Below are 14,142 nucleotides of genomic sequence, written 5' to 3'. Positions count from 1 at the left end.
GCATTGACCCGGCGGACGCGCTGATGCGCGACGGCTTTTTTGGACATGATCAGACGTGAGCCCACCCCTGCGCAGGGTGGGTTCATTTGCATTGGACGGATGCCTCCGGCGGGAGTTTATCTGGCAAAATGAAGCGGGGTCTAGGCCGCTTCGGCGTTGGTCACGGCCGCGATGGCCCCCAGCAGGACATCTACGACGGCGTCCAAGTCGTCGATCTTCAAGTGGACCGGAAGGCGGACATCGCAGGCTGACATAAGCATTTTGCGGGTTTGCGGAAGCTCTGGCAGATCCTTGATGAATTGCCAGTTCCAGAATGCGCGGGCATTGTCGGCGCTTTGGCCAAAGACCTGCACCTTGACGCCTGCGGCAGCGCTGGCTGCAGCGAAAGCGCGGATGGCATCGTCATCGAGACCGACTGTGTTGAACTGGATCGAGTCCGGCGCACGGGTTTCGGGGCCCAGAGGTGCCGGAACATTGATATAGGCAGAGGCGTTCAGACGCGCCGCGACATAATCATGGTTGCGTAGGCCATCTGCCACACGGCGCGGCAGTTCGGCCAGTTGGGGGCGAACGAGGGCGGCGGACAGGTTGTTGAGGCGTAGGTTGTAGAGCGGCAGTTTATTCTGCCATCGGGCGCACGCCTCGGCGACGCCGGGGTGCTTTTTCCAGTTATGTTCATAGGCCCCGGACATGATGATTGCGCGCGCCACCAGATCTGCGTCATCGGTGATCAATATGCCGCCTTCGCCCGCGTTGACCATTTTGTAGGACTGAAAGCTGAAACAGCCAATTTTGCCGATCGTCCCGATTTTCCTGTCATGCCAAAGCGTGCCCAGCGAATGTGCTGCATCTTCGATGACGGGGATGTCGGCGGCGTCACACAGCGCCATGATCGCGTCCATATCTGACGTGTGGCCGCGCATGTGGCTGATGATCACCGCATTCACGTCGGTCAGTTTTGCCGCGAAATCATCCATGTCGATGCGGTAATTATCGCCGACCTCGCACAGGACCGGCTGGCAATTGGCATGCAGCACGGAGGACGGGACGGCCGCAAAGGTAAAGCCGGGGATCAGGACACGCGCATCCTTGGGCAGGTCCAGCGCCAACAGCGACAAAAACAGCGCGGCCGAGCAGGAAGACACCGCAAGCGCGTAGCGGCTGCCCATCATCTGGGCGAACTCGGCCTCGAGCAGGGAAACGGGGGCGTCCGACGCGGCCGTGTAGCGAAACAGATCGCCGGTCTGCAAAAGACGCTCTATCTCGCTGCGTGCGGCTTCGGGGATCGCTTCGGCGCGGTGCATGTCTGGCAGCGTCATATTTCAAAATCCTGAATATTACTTTTCAGAATGGTAAAACAGGCATCTTGATGCACCAAGGCCTTTTCGTCGATTTCAGATTAATCTTTTGTGACTAGACACCTAAACGGTCGCGCAGGCTGTACCAGCTCATCGCCAGCGCCAGCAAAGGAGACCGCAAGGCCGCGCCGCCGGGGAATGGATGCGTGGGAATGGTGCTCATGACGTCAAAGCCGTCGGTGTCGCCCTGGATGGCGCGGGCCATCAGTTGGCCCGCATGGGTCGCGGTACCCACCCCGTGGCCGGAATAGCCGGATGCCGAAAGGATGTTCCGTGACGGGCGGGCCAAATAGGGCAGGCGCTTCAAGGTGATCGCCAATGTTCCGCCCCAGGCATAGTCGATGCGGACGTCCTTGAGATCGGGAAACACCACGGACAGGGGTGCGCGCACCTTGTCGGCAATATCGGCGGGAAAGCGGTAGCCATAGCTTTCACCACCGCCAAACAGCAGCCGGCCATCATGGCTGAGCCTGAAATAATTCACCACAAAGCGGCTGTCCGCCACGGCCACGTCTTGCGGCAGCACGTCCTTGATCCGGTCGCCCAACGGTTCGGTCGCGGCGATGAAATTGTTGATGGGCATGACACGGGCGGCGACTTTGCGGTTCAGATTGCCCAGATACCCGTTGCAGGCCAGAATGACATGATCTGCCGTGACCCGCCCGCCGTCTGTCTGGACGGTGACCTGGGGGCCTTCTTCGATATGATGCACGGCGGATTGTTCAAAAATCTGCACGCCCGCCTCTTTTGCGGCGCGTGCAAGGCCAAGCGCAAGGTTCAGCGGATGCAGATGGGCTGCATGCCTGTCCAGAATGCCGCCCTTATAATCCGGTGACGGGCAGACGGATTGTAGCTGATCGCGGTCCAGGGTCGTGATTTGGTCATAGCCATAGCGGGCCTGGAGATGCTCTGCATAGGCGTGCAAATGGCGCACCTCACCGACAGATGACCCGGTCCAGGCCACACCGGGCTTGAGATGGCAGTCTATCTGATGCTCGGCGATCAGGCCTTTGACAAGCGCCTTGGCCTCTTCGCCCATGCGCCAAAGTTTGGCGGCATGATCGGCCCCGAGCATCTTTTCCAGCCCGTCCTGTTCGACCCGTTGGCCACTGCCCAGCTGACCCCCATTACGCCCCGAAGCGCCAAAGCCGACTCGCTGCGCCTCAAGCAGGATCACGCGCCGTCCGGCCTTGGCCAGATGCAGCGCTGCCGATAGCCCGGTATATCCCGCGCCGACAACGCAAACATCGGCCGTCATGCCCCCCTTCAAAGGGGCAAAGGCCGCCAAGGGTGTCGCAGTGGCGGCATACCAACTGTCCGGATAGGCCCCGTTCTTGTCGTTCGCGTAAAGCAGGTTCATCGCAACCAGGCTCCTGTCCGTGCTTCCAAATGGTCTAAAATCCTCGCCGAAGGCATCCGACGCGGCAACGCGTTTAAACGTTCATCAAAAGATGCTCGCGTTCCCAAGGGGATATGACCTGCAAGAACTCGTCATATTCGGCACGTTTCACGATGGCATAGACGCGGGCAAATTCCGGCCCCAGAACCTTGTGCATCTCGGTCGCTTCCTCGAACAGGTCCAACGCTTCACCCAGAACGCGGGGGATATCGCCTTCGCCGACATAGGCATCGCCCTTGAATTCCGGTTTCGGCTGTTTCTTTTCCATCAGGCCAAGGTATCCGCAGGCCAGAGATGCCGCGATGCCCAGATAGGGGTTGCAATCCATCCCTGCCAGACGGTTTTCCACCCGCCGAGAGGAGGGCCCCGACAGCGGTACACGAATGCCCGTTGTGCGGTTGTCGCGGCCCCATTCAAGGTTAATGGGGGCGGCGTGGTCTTTCACATAGCGGCGGTAGCTGTTCACATAGGGTGCCAGAACCGCCAGCGCATCGGGCATATGGTTCTGAAGACCGGCGATAAAGTGGAAGAACTCGTCGGTTTCTTCCTCCTCCGGTCCCGAGAATATGTTCTTACCGGTTTTGGCATCCAGAACCGAATGGTGCATGTGCATGGCGCTGCCGGGTTCATCCTCGATCGGCTTGGCCATGAAGGTGGCATAGCAATCGTGGCGCAGGGCGGCTTCGCGGATCAGACGTTTGAAATAGAACACCTCATCGGCCAGACGCACCGGATCGCCGTGGATCAGGTTGATCTCAAGCTGGCCCGCGCCGCCTTCCTGCGTGATGCCGTCAATCTCGAAGCCTTGGGCTTCGGCGAAATCATAGATGTCGTCGATCACCGGGCCGAATTCATCGACCGCGGTCATCGAATAGGCCTGACGTGCAGCGGCAGGCCGCCCCGACCGGCCCATCATCGGCTTGATCTCGTGGGCAGGGTCAAGATTGCGCGCGACAAGAAAGAATTCCATCTCGGGGGCGACAACGGGTTCCCAGCCTTGCTTGCGATAAAGTTCGACCACACGTTTCAGAACGTTGCGCGGCGAATATTCAACCACCTCGCCATTGCGGTCATAGGCGTCATGGATCACTTGCAGCGTCCAGTCGCCGGTCCAGGGGGCGGCCGTCGCCGTAGACATGTCGGGGCGCAGGATCATGTCCTTTTCGATAAAGCCTTCTGCACCGGCCGCTTCGCCCCATTCACCTGTAATCGTCTGGTAAAAGATGCTGTCGGGCAGGTGGAAATATTCCTGCCGCATGAACTTGGTGGCAGGCACGGCCTTGCCCCGGGCGATCCCGGGCAGGTCCGGAATGATGCATTCGACTTCGTCCAGGCGTTTGCCATCCAGGTATGCGCGGGCAGAGTCGGGTAAGGTGTCAATCCAGTCGGACATCAGGGTCTCTCTTTCTTGAAGAAATCGGCAATATGGGTTGCGATATCGGCGTTGTTTGTGGGCTTTTCCAGCAAGGCCGACGCGGCCTCAAGCTGGTGATCCGGCACCACGCCTTTGCCGCGGGTTCGGATCAGCCCGTCGATAAAGTCGCTGCCAAATTCGGGATGTGGCTGGATCGTCCAGATCTGATCATCATACAGCAGCGCCGCATTGGCGCAGAAATCGGATGATCCCACTACGGTTGCGGAACTGGGGATGGCAGTGACCTGATCCTGATGCCATGCGTTCAATGCCATCGGCTGGCCGTTGACGGTGTACTCCGTGCGGCCCACAGACCAGCCGCCGCTGAACTTTTCGACCGTCCCACCAAGTGCCTGCGCGATGATCTGGTGGCCAAAGCATATTCCCACCAACGGGCGGCCGGTCTCGCGAATGGCGCGGATCAGGTCTTCGAGCGGGGGAATCCAGTCGTGATCCTCGTAGGCACCGTGTTTGGAACCGGTGATCAGCCACCCGTCGGCATCCACCGCGGACGCCGGGAAATCACCATCCACGACAGACCAGATTTTGAAGTCAAAGCCGTGCCCGCCCAGCAATTTGGTGAACATCTCACCATAATCGCCAAGCTGGTCTTTCATGTTGTCGGGCGAATGGCCGGTCTGAAGGATACCGATTTTCATGGAATTACACCGTGTCCAGATAGATTTCGACCTGCTCTTGGGGCGTAAGTTCCTGCATGTAATGCAGTTCCTGACGCTTGGTCAGGACCAGATTACGTACCATTTCGGGGGCAAAGATGCGGGCGACGTCCGGCGAGGTCTCGAACAGGTCGATCGCGCTTTTCCAGTCACCGGGGATTTGGGGCAGGTCGGCTGCATAAGCGTTGCCGGTAATCGGGGGCGGCGGGTCAATGGCGTCTTCGATCCCGTTCATCGCGGCACCCAGAACGGCGGCCAGCATTAGATAGGGGTTCACGTCGCCGCCGGATACACGGTGTTCGATCCGCCGCGCCTTGTGGCTGCCCGAGGGCACGCGAATGGACGAGGTGCGGTTTTCATAGGCCCAGGAAATACCTGTGGGCGCATGGGCCCCCGGAACCATCCGGTCAAAGCTGTTGGCGTGGGGCGCAAACACCAGCGCCGATCCGGCCATCGCGTTCATGCAGCCTGCAATGGCGTGACGCATGATGGCGGTTCCGTCGGGGCCGCCATCGTCAAAGATGTTGTTGCCGTTCTTGTCGAGCACCGAAAAATGCGTGTGCAGGCCGGACCCCGGATAATCTTCGTAGGGCTTCGCCATGAAGCTGGCGGCAAAGCCGTGCCGCCGCGCAAGGCCCTTGACCAGCATCTTGAAGAACCACGCATCATCGGCGGCGCGCAGGGCGTCGTCGCAGTGCATCAGGTTTATCTCGAACTGGCCCAGCCCTGCCTCGGAAATGGCGGTGTCGGCGGGAATGTCCATTTCCTCGCAGGCGTCGTAGAGGTCGGTGAAGAATTCGTCGAATTGGTCCAGCGCGCGGATCGACAGGGTTTCTGCGGCCTTGCGCCGTTTGCCGGAGCGCGGTGACAGAGGCACCTGCAGTTTGCGTCCCGAATCGTCAATCAGAAAGAATTCAAGCTCGACCGCGCAGACGGGTGTCAGGCCGCGATCCTTGTAGCGTTCCACGACGGCGCGCAGTGCATGGCGGGGGTCCCCGGCATAGGGGCGGCCATCCTCGTGGAACATCCAGATCGGCAGTAGGGCCGACGGCGCATCAAGCCACGGCATCGGCAGAAAGCCGCGTTCGGTCGGGTACAAAACACCATCGGCATCGCCGGATTCGAACACCAGCGGGCTGTCGTCGATATCTTCGCCCCAGATATCCAGATTAAGCACGGACATTGGAAAGCGGGTGCCGTCTTCGACGATCTTGTCGGCAAAACGCGTCGGTATGCGTTTGCCACGGGCCTGACCGTTAAGGTCGGCGGCGGCCACACGGATCGTGCGGACCTGAGGATGTTTGCGGAGCCAGTTTTTCATAACACACCTTGCGGACGGCGGGCATGAAACGGGTTTGTCGGAAGTCGAAAACCGGGATTGACGCCCACGCGCCAAATAATTTGATCAAAATATTGATACTACCGTATCAGATTGGGACGCAAGCGAATTTTCTGTCTGACTTCTTGAGGCAAATGCTTGTTTAACCGCCGGTTGATCGCGCCGAAGATTCCGATGATCACAAGCGTCAGCAGCACGAAATATCCCGCCAGAATCGGGTAGGGAATAAAGGGGTTGAACGTCTTGTCTGCGAAATAGCTGGCGTAATACAGCGCATCGCCGCGTTGTTGCAGCGCCGGAAATCCGGTGAAAAACACCAGGGTGGTGGCGTGGAACAGGAAAATCGCCTCGTTCGTATAGGCGGGCCACGCCAGCCGCAGCATCGTGGGCCAGATCACCCGCTTGAACCGTGGCCAGCCGGACATGCCATAGGCATCGGCCGCTTCGGTGTCGCCTTTGGGAATGGACTGCAATGCACCGTAAAAGATTTCGGCGGAATAGGCGGAGGTGTTGAAGAACAGGACCACCAGCGCGCCCAGCCATGCCGAGGTGAAGGCGTCAAAAAACGGATGTACGGATTTCAGGCTGAGGAACAGGAAGTAGCCAAAGAAGAACTGGATGAACAGCGGTGAGCCGCGAAAGATGAAGATGAACCATTCCGCCGGTTTGCGCAGCCATGGGCTGGGTTGTGCCTTGGCAAAGCCCAGGGCGGTGGCAAAGAAGAACCCCGATATCAGCGCGAAAAACCCGAAGTAGATGTTCCAGATCATCCCCGAACCGATCAGCGTGAACTGATCACACAGCGTGAAGTCGCTGCGCGGCAGCAGGCGTTCGCCGATCCCGAGCGAGCGCAGGCCATAGGCCTGAACGGTTTCCCAGCAGCTCACGTTATCGCCTTTCGCTGGGCTTCACCGCCCGAAGTCGCCTGACCCTTTGTCAGCTTGCGCATGACGCGGTCCAACACGATTTCCGACACGCGGGTGAAGCAGAGATAGAAGACCAGCAGCGCCAGAAAGTACCACATGCGCCAGTCTGGATGCGGATAATCGGTAAAGCGCGGCGTCTTGGCCCCGCCCAATTCACGCGCCCAATAGACGATGTCTTCGACGCCCAGCAGGAACAACAGCGGCGTGGCCTTGATCAGCACCATCCACAGGTTGCCCAGACCGGGCAGGGCATAGACCCACATCTGCGGCACCAGAATGCGCCAGAACGTCTGGCGCGGCGACATGCCGTAGGCTTCGGCCGTTTCAAGTTGGGCACGCGGCACGGCACGCATGGCACCGTAAAGAACATTCGCGGCAAAGGCCCCGAACACGATGGCAAAGGTCAAGACCGCCAGCGAAAACCCGTAAGTTTCATGGACCCATTGGGGGGAATTGCCCAAAGGCATCTTGGCCGCCTGACAGACGATGAAATCACTACCCTGGCGCAGCGGTTCGTCCCAGTCGGGACATTTGATCTTGTGGCGCAGGTATTCGATGCCCTGATCAAGCGCGATGACGAAGAACAGGAAAAACGCGATGTCCGGCACGCCGCGCACCACGGCGATATAGCCACGGCCCAGCCACGACAGGGGCAGGATACGCGACCGTGCCGCCATAGCACCGCCAAAACCAAAGGCCATCGCGGCCGGGGCGGTGATCGCAAGCAAAAGCAGCACCGTGCCGAAGGCCCCATAGAACGCAAGATGCTTGCCCGTGGTCAGGTAGCAGGTCAGCCAGGACAGGCCGGAAAGCGTTTCAGGATCGGTACAGGCGAAAATAGGAAGATGTCCCCGAAGGTTGCGCCCTTAAAAGAGCGTCTTGGTCTTGGAAGAGGGGCGGCCATTACGCCGCCCCAATTTGATCAAACAGTCTGGATCAGAATGTTTTGGCACCTTCGCCGAACCACTTGATGATCAGCTTGTTCAGGCTGCCGTCGTCCTTCATGGACTGGATCGCGGTGTCGAACTTGGCTTTCAGCTCGGTGTCGCTTTCGCGCAGGCCAAGGCCGATGCCGCCACCCAGTGGCACGTCGTCGCCGACAAACACCAGTTCACCGGCAGATTCTTCAACCGTGGGTGCCAATGCGTCCTTGTCCGCGAAAACTGCGTCTGCTTCGCCATTGTTCACGGCTGCGACGGTTTCGTCATAGGTGGCGAATTCCAGCAGCGTCGCACCGGATTCCGCGACGAACCCGGCCTGGATCGTGCTGGTCTGTGCGGCAACGACGCCACCTTTCAGGTCGGCATCTGCCGATTTCGCAACATAGGCAGAAGCCGCAGGCGGGAAGTAGTTCTGAGTGAAGTCAATGACCTCCTCACGCTCGTCCGTGATGCTCATGCCGGCGATGATCGTGTCGTAGTTGCCGGATGTCAGGTTCGGGATGATGCTGTCCCATTCGTTTGTGACCCATTCGCAGGTCAGTTCGGCACGCGCGCACAGCTCGTCGCCGACTTCGCGTTCAAAACCGTCAACTTCGCCCGAATCGTTCAGGAAGTTGTAGGGGGGGTAGGCCCCTTCGGTCCCCATGCGGATGGTTTTGCCATGGGCGTCGGCCATCGCGAAACCGGTGCTCAGGGCAAGGGCGGCTGTCGCCAAAAGTAGTTTTTTCATTTTTGAAGTCTCCCAACTTACTCGTTCTTTTTACGACACGTGGCCCGGTGACAGGAAACCACGCAAACGTTCCGATTTGGGCGCACCGAACAGCTGTTCGGGTGCCCCTTGTTCTTCGATCAGGCCCTGATGCAGAAACACGACATGATCCGACACGTCGGCGGCCAGATTCATGTCATGGGTCACGATCATCATGGTACGGCCTTCGGTGGCCAGATCCTTGATCACTTTGATGACTTCCTGCTCCAGCTCGGGGTCCAGCGCCGAGGTGGGTTCGTCGAACAGCAGGGCTTCGGGTTCCATGCACAAGGCGCGCGCGATGGCGGCGCGTTGTTGTTGGCCGCCCGAAAGCTGCGCGGGATAGACATCGCATTTGTCGCCGATGCCGACCTTGTCCAGATAGGCACGCGCCGATTTCTCGACCTCTGCACGGTCACGGCGCAGCACGGTCAAAGGGGCTTCCATCACGTTTTGAAGGATCGTCATATGGGCCCACAGGTTGAACTGCTGAAACACCATCGACAGGTTGGTGCGGATGCGCAGCACCTGTTTCGCGTCGCTTGGGCGGCGGTTGTGGCCCGTACCGGTCCAGGAAACGGCTTCGCCCTTGAACAACAACTCGCCTGATTGGCTGTCCTCAAGGAGGTTGCAGCAGCGCAAGAGCGTCGATTTCCCGGACCCGGAAGACCCGATCAGCGAAATGACGTGGCCGCGCGGGGCGCTCAGAGATACGCCCTTGAGAACCTCCAAAGCGCCGTAGGCTTTGTGCAGGTTCCGGATTTCGATTACAGGTGTCTTTTCTGTCACGGGGCCGCCTTATTGCGCAGGTTACTGTACCTTAAGGTGATTCAGGTATCAATTTGCAATGCAAAATCTTGATTCCGCCGGTTTTGCCTGCGTTTACCTTTCGTAAACTGTCAAAGGTGCAGGTAAATTAGCCTTGGCTTTCGACACGCTTGCGCGCCATTGCGCTGTCGGTGTCGGTTACCCCCAATAGATTGGCAACCAACCGCAGCAATGCGTTTTCTTCGTCTGCACGGGTGCCATCGGCCAGAACAACTTCCCACAGTGCTTCGATCACGCCCAGGCGGGCCTCGTAGGGGACGGCGTCCTTGATCGCACGGGTGAAACGGACGGTGTCGGGGGCCTGCGTCTCAAGCTCTTCTGCGTCTGTGCGCAGCGCTGCCGCGGCTTGGGCATCCAATCCGTAGCGTTTGCCGGTAATCTGGTCGATCCGCACCTTTTCAGCGGGGGCGTAATCATTGTCGGACTTGGCAATGCGCACCAAAAGAGCAGTCAGCGCCAGACGCGCATCGGCATCGGGCAGTTGGGCGGGCTCGGGCTGGATCAGCCGTTTGAGGAAATCTGCGAACATGTGGGTCGATATAGTGCGGCCATCGAAAAAGGCCAAGCTTACAATGTCTTGAGCGCATTTTCCCGCGCGGCGGCCATATCTTCGTCGGACAGGCCAAGGGCTGTCTCGATCGCAAGAAGCTGGATTTCCTTGCGTTCGCCACGGTCCCCATCGGCCAGTGCAACGGACCACATCGCATCGCCCAAGGCCTTGCGGTCGGCATAATCGACCTCCTGGCGCAAAAGGCGGGCAAATTCCGGCGTGCCCGGTGCATGGCGCTCCAGCGCCTCGCAGGTGGCGCGCAGTTTCGCGGCCTCGATCGGTTTGAGGTTGAAAGTGCGGGCCAGAATGCGGTCGATCTGCCCGACTTCTTCGGCGCGATAGGTCCGGTCAGCCAAGGCCACCCGCACCAGCAACGCCCCCAGGGCAAGCTGGGGCGTGGGCTGTGGCAAAGGTTTGGGATCGGGCTTTCTGCGGGGAAACAAGCGGCTAAACATAAATACGAAACATCCTCTTTGACTTATCGGCCTAACACGCGTCTGCGTTGCGCTGTTCCCCTTGTTGTTAAATTCACACGGATTGGTGCAAAAAACACGCAGGTTTCAGGGGTCGTACCCTTCGATGATCACCAAAGTTCCGTCAGACACTTTGGCGCGAATATCTTTCGCCGCCTGATATCCGTCGCTTTCATAACAGGCCACCGCATCGGCAAGGCTGGGAAATTCGATTACGACGATGCGCGACCGCGAGCTGCCTTCGCGCACATCGGCAGTGGCCCCGCGAACCAGAAATTTCGCGCCGAAATCGGCAAAAGGTTTCGCATTGGCGGCACGGTATTTGTCATAGACGGCGGCATCATGCACTTCGACGTTGGCGATCCAGTAACCTTTGGGCATCTATAATTCCTTATTTGGGGAGCGATCTGAACTTTGCCGCCAGTTTAGCGGCTTCTTCCTTCAACCCATAGGGCGGATTTATCACGAATAGGCCCGATCCGATCATGCCATGACCGGGCCGCGCGGGGGCAAAGCTGACCTCGTGACGCAGCGCCTCAGGGTGCGCGCCCATCAAGGCGCTAAGCATTGGCTGATGCAACTTTGAGGTCAGAATAGGATACCACAGCGCGATAATGCCAACATTCCACGCCTTGGCCAGCTTGCTGATATGGCGGGGGATATCGACATAATCGGTCTTGATCTCGAAACTGGGGTCAATCAGCATCAATCCCCGCCGCGGGGTGGGGGGTGTCAGGGCAAAGGCCATTTCGAACCCGTCACGGTAATGGCATTTCACGGGGTAGGGCGACATCGCCAGATCAAGCGCGCCAAATTCGCCGGGATGCAATTCGGCAAGGTGGATGCTGTCCATCTCGCGCAGCAGTTTTGCGGCCAAGAGCGGGGAGCCGGGGTAGGCATCGGCCCCCTGTTCCCGCGTGACCATGTCCAGAACCTGGCCGTAAGGGTGATCTTTGCCGAACCACCCGCGCGTGCGCCCGATGCCTTGCACGGCTTCGCCGGTTTTCAGGGCTGGGGTGTCGGACAGGTCATAAACTGCCCGTCCGGCGTGAGTCTCAAGGTAGCTGAGCGGTTTGTCCTTGCGCGTCAGATAGGCCAGCATCCATGCGAGCAGGCTGTGCTTGTGCACGTCCGCCAGATTGCCCGCATGGTAAATATGTTGATAGCTCAGCATTTCTGGATCGCCTTCATGAAGTTAGACGAGCCGGGACATTTCCTTGGCCGCGCGGATGAAGTCCTTGAACAGCGGGTGCGGATCGAAGGGCTTTGATTTCAGCTCGGGGTGGAACTGCACGCCAATGAACCAAGGGTGATCCGCCCATTCGACGATCTCGGGCAGTTTGCCATCGGGGGACATGCCCGAAAAGGTCAGCCCTGATTTCTCAAGCTGCTCGCGATAGGCCGTGTCGACCTCGTAGCGGTGACGGTGGCGTTCATCAATGGCTGTGGTGCCATAGATTTCCGCGACATGGCTGCCCTCTTTCAGGGTTGCGTCATAGGCCCCAAGCCGCATGGTGCCGCCCTTGTCATCATCAAGCTTGCGTTCAACCTTGTGGTTGCCCTGCACCCATTCCTTGAGGTGATAAACGACGGGCTCAAAACGCTTCTTGCCGCTGGATTCGTGGTCGAATTCTTCCGATCCGGCAGTGGCAAGGCCCGCGACATTGCGCGCCGCTTCGATGACGGCCATCTGCATGCCCAGACAGATGCCAAGGTAGGGCACCTTGTGTTCGCGGGCATATTGCGCGGCCTTGATCTTGCCTTCGGTGCCGCGTTCGCCAAATCCGCCGGGTACCAGGATCGCATGAAACCCTTCAAGGTGTGGCCCGACGTCGTCGGCTTTGTCAAAGACTTCGGCGTCAACCCACTCTACCTTTACCTTGACGCGGTTGGCCATGCCACCATGGGTCAAGGCTTCGGCGATGGATTTATAGGCATCCTCGAGCTGGGTGTACTTGCCCACGATGGCAACGCGCACTTCGCCCTCGGGGTTGTGGACGCGGTCGGACACGTCACGCCAGACCGTCAGATCGGGTTTTGGGGCAGGGGAAATCTGGAAAGCATCAAGCACTGCCTGATCCAGACCCTGTGCGTGATAGGCCAGCGGTGCATCATAGATGGTCGCCAGATCATATGCGGCCACCACGGCGTCCTTGCGGACGTTGCAGAACAGCGCAATCTTTTCGCGTTCCTTTTCCGGGATCGGATGTTCGGACCGGCAGACAAGGATATCAGGCGCGATGCCGATGCTTTGCAATTCCTTGACCGAATGTTGTGTCGGCTTGGTCTTCAACTCGCCGCTGGCTGCAAGATAGGGCAGCAACGTCAGATGCATAAAGATGCACTGACCGCGCGGCTTGTCATGGCTGAACTGGCGGATCGCTTCGAAGAAAGGCAGACCTTCGATATCGCCGACTGTGCCACCGATTTCGCACAGCATAAAGTCGACCTCGTCATCGCCGATATGCAGGAAGTCTTTGATTTCGTTGGTGACATGGGGGATGACCTGGATCGTCTTGCCCAGGTAATCGCCCCGGCGTTCCTTTTCGAGAACGGTCGAATAGACGCGGCCTGAACTGATCGAATCCGTCTTGCGTGCAGCAACGCCGGTAAAGCGTTCGTAGTGGCCCAGATCCAGATCGGTTTCGGCACCATCGTCGGTGACGAAGACCTCGCCATGTTCGAACGGCGACATCGTGCCGGGATCGACGTTCAGGTACGGGTCGAGTTTGCGCAGCCTTACGGAAAAGCCTCGCGCTTGCAGCAAGGCACCCAAGGCAGCAGACGCAAGACCTTTGCCAAGGCTGGAAACCACACCGCCGGTGATAAAAATATAGCGTGCCATGTGATAGGGCCCCCGTGAAATTCAGATTTGATGTGGCAAAAGCCAGCCAAATGAGCTGCAGAAAACCGCAGCACCACGGGACTTAAGACTAACAGGATTCGGATGTTTAAAGCAAGGCCAAGCCGCAACATCCTGTTGCGTAACTTGGCCTGCCCTCAAGTTGTTGTAGGGGCTGGGTTAATCAGCCGTCGGAACTTGCGGTGTATTGTCTGCAGGCGTCGGCGGCAGCAGGCTGTCCGCGTCAGGCATCGCAGGTGCCTCATTCAGCGCAGGCGGCGTTGCCCCCAGGCGGTCAATCACCGAAGACCCGGCGGATTTTTCCGCGGCGATGATGGTCAGCGTGATGGACGTGATGATAAACAGTGTCGCCAATACCCATGTGATCTTGCCCATTGCGGTCGCTGCTGCGCGGCCTGAAACGGCACCGCCGCCACCGCCACCCATACCAAGGCCGCCCCCTTCAGACCGTTGCAGCAATACTACTGCAATCAGGCCAAGGGCTAAAATGAGATGGACGATCAGGACAACGTTTTCCATGAATACCTACGGTTCTGGGCTTTTGACTTTGGGGGTATCTAGGCAAGTTTACCTTCGGGGGCAAGGGAGGATTGGCAATGGTGGCCGCGTTTGATCACAAGATGGCG

15 protein-coding genes are annotated in these 14,142 nt (G+C 58.9%); all 15 read right to left on the bottom strand.

Translation table 11 applies throughout. The annotated features are described in order from the left end of the window. Positions 1-140: 140 nt before the first annotated feature. The 15 genes from RGAI101_RS06770 to secG all read right to left on the bottom strand — a co-directional run bounded on the left by RGAI101_RS06770 (position 141) and on the right by secG (position 14,035). Complete coding sequence (locus tag RGAI101_RS06770; protein WP_008226393.1) at positions 141-1,319, bottom strand: DegT/DnrJ/EryC1/StrS family aminotransferase; 1,179 nt, start codon at positions 1,317-1,319, stop codon at positions 141-143. Positions 1,320-1,413: 94 nt separating this feature from the next. Continuing rightward, positions 1,414-2,718 (bottom strand): NAD(P)/FAD-dependent oxidoreductase, encoded by a 1,305-nt coding sequence (locus RGAI101_RS06765; RefSeq protein WP_008228125.1) that lies wholly within the window; start codon positions 2,716-2,718, stop codon positions 1,414-1,416. 73 nt (positions 2,719-2,791) lie between these two features. After that, positions 2,792-4,150 carry a glutamine synthetase family protein gene (locus tag RGAI101_RS06760; protein ID WP_008225939.1) on the bottom strand — a complete coding sequence of 453 codons (1,359 nt, stop codon included), beginning with the start codon at positions 4,148-4,150 and terminating at the stop codon, positions 2,792-2,794. Then, positions 4,150-4,830 (bottom strand): type 1 glutamine amidotransferase, encoded by a 681-nt coding sequence (locus tag RGAI101_RS06755; RefSeq protein WP_008229451.1) that lies wholly within the window; start codon positions 4,828-4,830, stop codon positions 4,150-4,152. Before RGAI101_RS06755 ends, RGAI101_RS06760 begins: the two co-directional genes overlap by 1 nt. Before the next feature lie 4 nt (positions 4,831-4,834). Continuing rightward, entirely contained in the window at positions 4,835-6,169 is a 1,335-nt protein-coding gene (locus RGAI101_RS06750) for a glutamine synthetase family protein (RefSeq protein ID WP_008226162.1), read from the bottom strand. Positions 6,170-6,267: 98 nt separating this feature from the next. Continuing rightward, positions 6,268-7,074, bottom strand: a complete 807-nt coding sequence (locus RGAI101_RS06745) for an ABC transporter permease (protein ID WP_008224930.1) — start codon at positions 7,072-7,074, stop codon at positions 6,268-6,270. Next, complete coding sequence (locus tag RGAI101_RS06740; RefSeq protein WP_083792026.1) at positions 7,071-7,952, bottom strand: ABC transporter permease; 882 nt, start codon at positions 7,950-7,952, stop codon at positions 7,071-7,073. The genes RGAI101_RS06745 and RGAI101_RS06740 overlap by 4 nt, the downstream gene beginning before the upstream one ends. Before the next feature lie 97 nt (positions 7,953-8,049). Then, positions 8,050-8,784 carry a transporter substrate-binding domain-containing protein gene (locus tag RGAI101_RS06735; protein ID WP_008226914.1) on the bottom strand — a complete coding sequence of 245 codons (735 nt, stop codon included), beginning with the start codon at positions 8,782-8,784 and terminating at the stop codon, positions 8,050-8,052. A gap of 30 nt (positions 8,785-8,814) precedes the next feature. After that, a complete protein-coding gene (locus tag RGAI101_RS06730; protein WP_008229069.1) occupies positions 8,815-9,591 on the bottom strand; it encodes an ABC transporter ATP-binding protein in 777 nt (258 codons plus the stop codon). Between the two features lie 127 nt (positions 9,592-9,718). Further along, entirely contained in the window at positions 9,719-10,159 is a 441-nt protein-coding gene (locus RGAI101_RS06725; RefSeq protein WP_037229200.1) for a TerB family tellurite resistance protein, read from the bottom strand. A gap of 38 nt (positions 10,160-10,197) precedes the next feature. Beyond that, a complete protein-coding gene (locus RGAI101_RS06720) occupies positions 10,198-10,635 on the bottom strand; it encodes a TerB family tellurite resistance protein (protein WP_008226685.1) in 438 nt (145 codons plus the stop codon). A 105-nt stretch (positions 10,636-10,740) separates the two neighbouring features. Then, the gene (locus RGAI101_RS06715) at positions 10,741-11,034 is read right to left on the bottom strand and encodes a DUF1330 domain-containing protein (protein WP_008227864.1); all 294 of its coding nucleotides are present in this window, start codon (positions 11,032-11,034) and stop codon (positions 10,741-10,743) included. 10 nt (positions 11,035-11,044) lie between these two features. Beyond that, a complete protein-coding gene (gene rlmJ, locus RGAI101_RS06710) occupies positions 11,045-11,827 on the bottom strand; it encodes a 23S rRNA (adenine(2030)-N(6))-methyltransferase RlmJ (protein ID WP_008229305.1) in 783 nt (260 codons plus the stop codon). Between the two features lie 21 nt (positions 11,828-11,848). Next, positions 11,849-13,498 (bottom strand): CTP synthase, encoded by a 1,650-nt coding sequence (locus tag RGAI101_RS06705; RefSeq protein WP_008228017.1) that lies wholly within the window; start codon positions 13,496-13,498, stop codon positions 11,849-11,851. A 177-nt stretch (positions 13,499-13,675) separates the two neighbouring features. Beyond that, positions 13,676-14,035, bottom strand: coding sequence for a preprotein translocase subunit SecG (gene secG / locus RGAI101_RS06700; protein ID WP_008228617.1), 360 nt, complete (start codon positions 14,033-14,035; stop codon positions 13,676-13,678). Between the last annotated feature and the right edge of the window lie 107 nt (positions 14,036-14,142).

Origin of the sequence: Roseobacter sp. GAI101, assembly GCF_000156335.1 — a bacterium.
Classification (GTDB): domain Bacteria; phylum Pseudomonadota; class Alphaproteobacteria; order Rhodobacterales; family Rhodobacteraceae; genus Sulfitobacter.
The sequence above is the reverse complement of the archived record's forward strand: the minus strand, read 5'-3'. Positions and strand labels throughout refer to the sequence as shown.

What these genes read in the sequence shown, in the direction of transcription:
- RGAI101_RS06735 (WP_008226914.1), bottom strand. Translation starts at nt 8,784, where the DNA reads ATGAAAAAACTACTTTTGGCGACAGCCGCCCTTGCCCTGAGCACCGGT.
- RGAI101_RS06765 (WP_008228125.1), bottom strand. Translation starts at nt 2,718, where the DNA reads ATGAACCTGCTTTACGCGAACGACAAGAACGGGGCCTATCCGGACAGT.
- RGAI101_RS06715 (WP_008227864.1), bottom strand. Translation starts at nt 11,034, where the DNA reads ATGCCCAAAGGTTACTGGATCGCCAACGTCGAAGTGCATGATGCCGCC.
- rlmJ (WP_008229305.1), bottom strand. Translation starts at nt 11,827, where the DNA reads ATGCTGAGCTATCAACATATTTACCATGCGGGCAATCTGGCGGACGTG.
- RGAI101_RS06705 (WP_008228017.1), bottom strand. Translation starts at nt 13,498, where the DNA reads ATGGCACGCTATATTTTTATCACCGGCGGTGTGGTTTCCAGCCTTGGC.
- RGAI101_RS06725 (WP_037229200.1), bottom strand. Translation starts at nt 10,159, where the DNA reads ATGTTCGCAGATTTCCTCAAACGGCTGATCCAGCCCGAGCCCGCCCAA.
- secG (WP_008228617.1), bottom strand. Translation starts at nt 14,035, where the DNA reads ATGGAAAACGTTGTCCTGATCGTCCATCTCATTTTAGCCCTTGGCCTG.
- RGAI101_RS06770 (WP_008226393.1), bottom strand. Translation starts at nt 1,319, where the DNA reads ATGACGCTGCCAGACATGCACCGCGCCGAAGCGATCCCCGAAGCCGCA.
- RGAI101_RS06755 (WP_008229451.1), bottom strand. Translation starts at nt 4,830, where the DNA reads ATGAAAATCGGTATCCTTCAGACCGGCCATTCGCCCGACAACATGAAA.
- RGAI101_RS06720 (WP_008226685.1), bottom strand. Translation starts at nt 10,635, where the DNA reads ATGTTTAGCCGCTTGTTTCCCCGCAGAAAGCCCGATCCCAAACCTTTG.
- RGAI101_RS06760 (WP_008225939.1), bottom strand. Translation starts at nt 4,150, where the DNA reads ATGTCCGACTGGATTGACACCTTACCCGACTCTGCCCGCGCATACCTG.
- RGAI101_RS06750 (WP_008226162.1), bottom strand. Translation starts at nt 6,169, where the DNA reads ATGAAAAACTGGCTCCGCAAACATCCTCAGGTCCGCACGATCCGTGTG.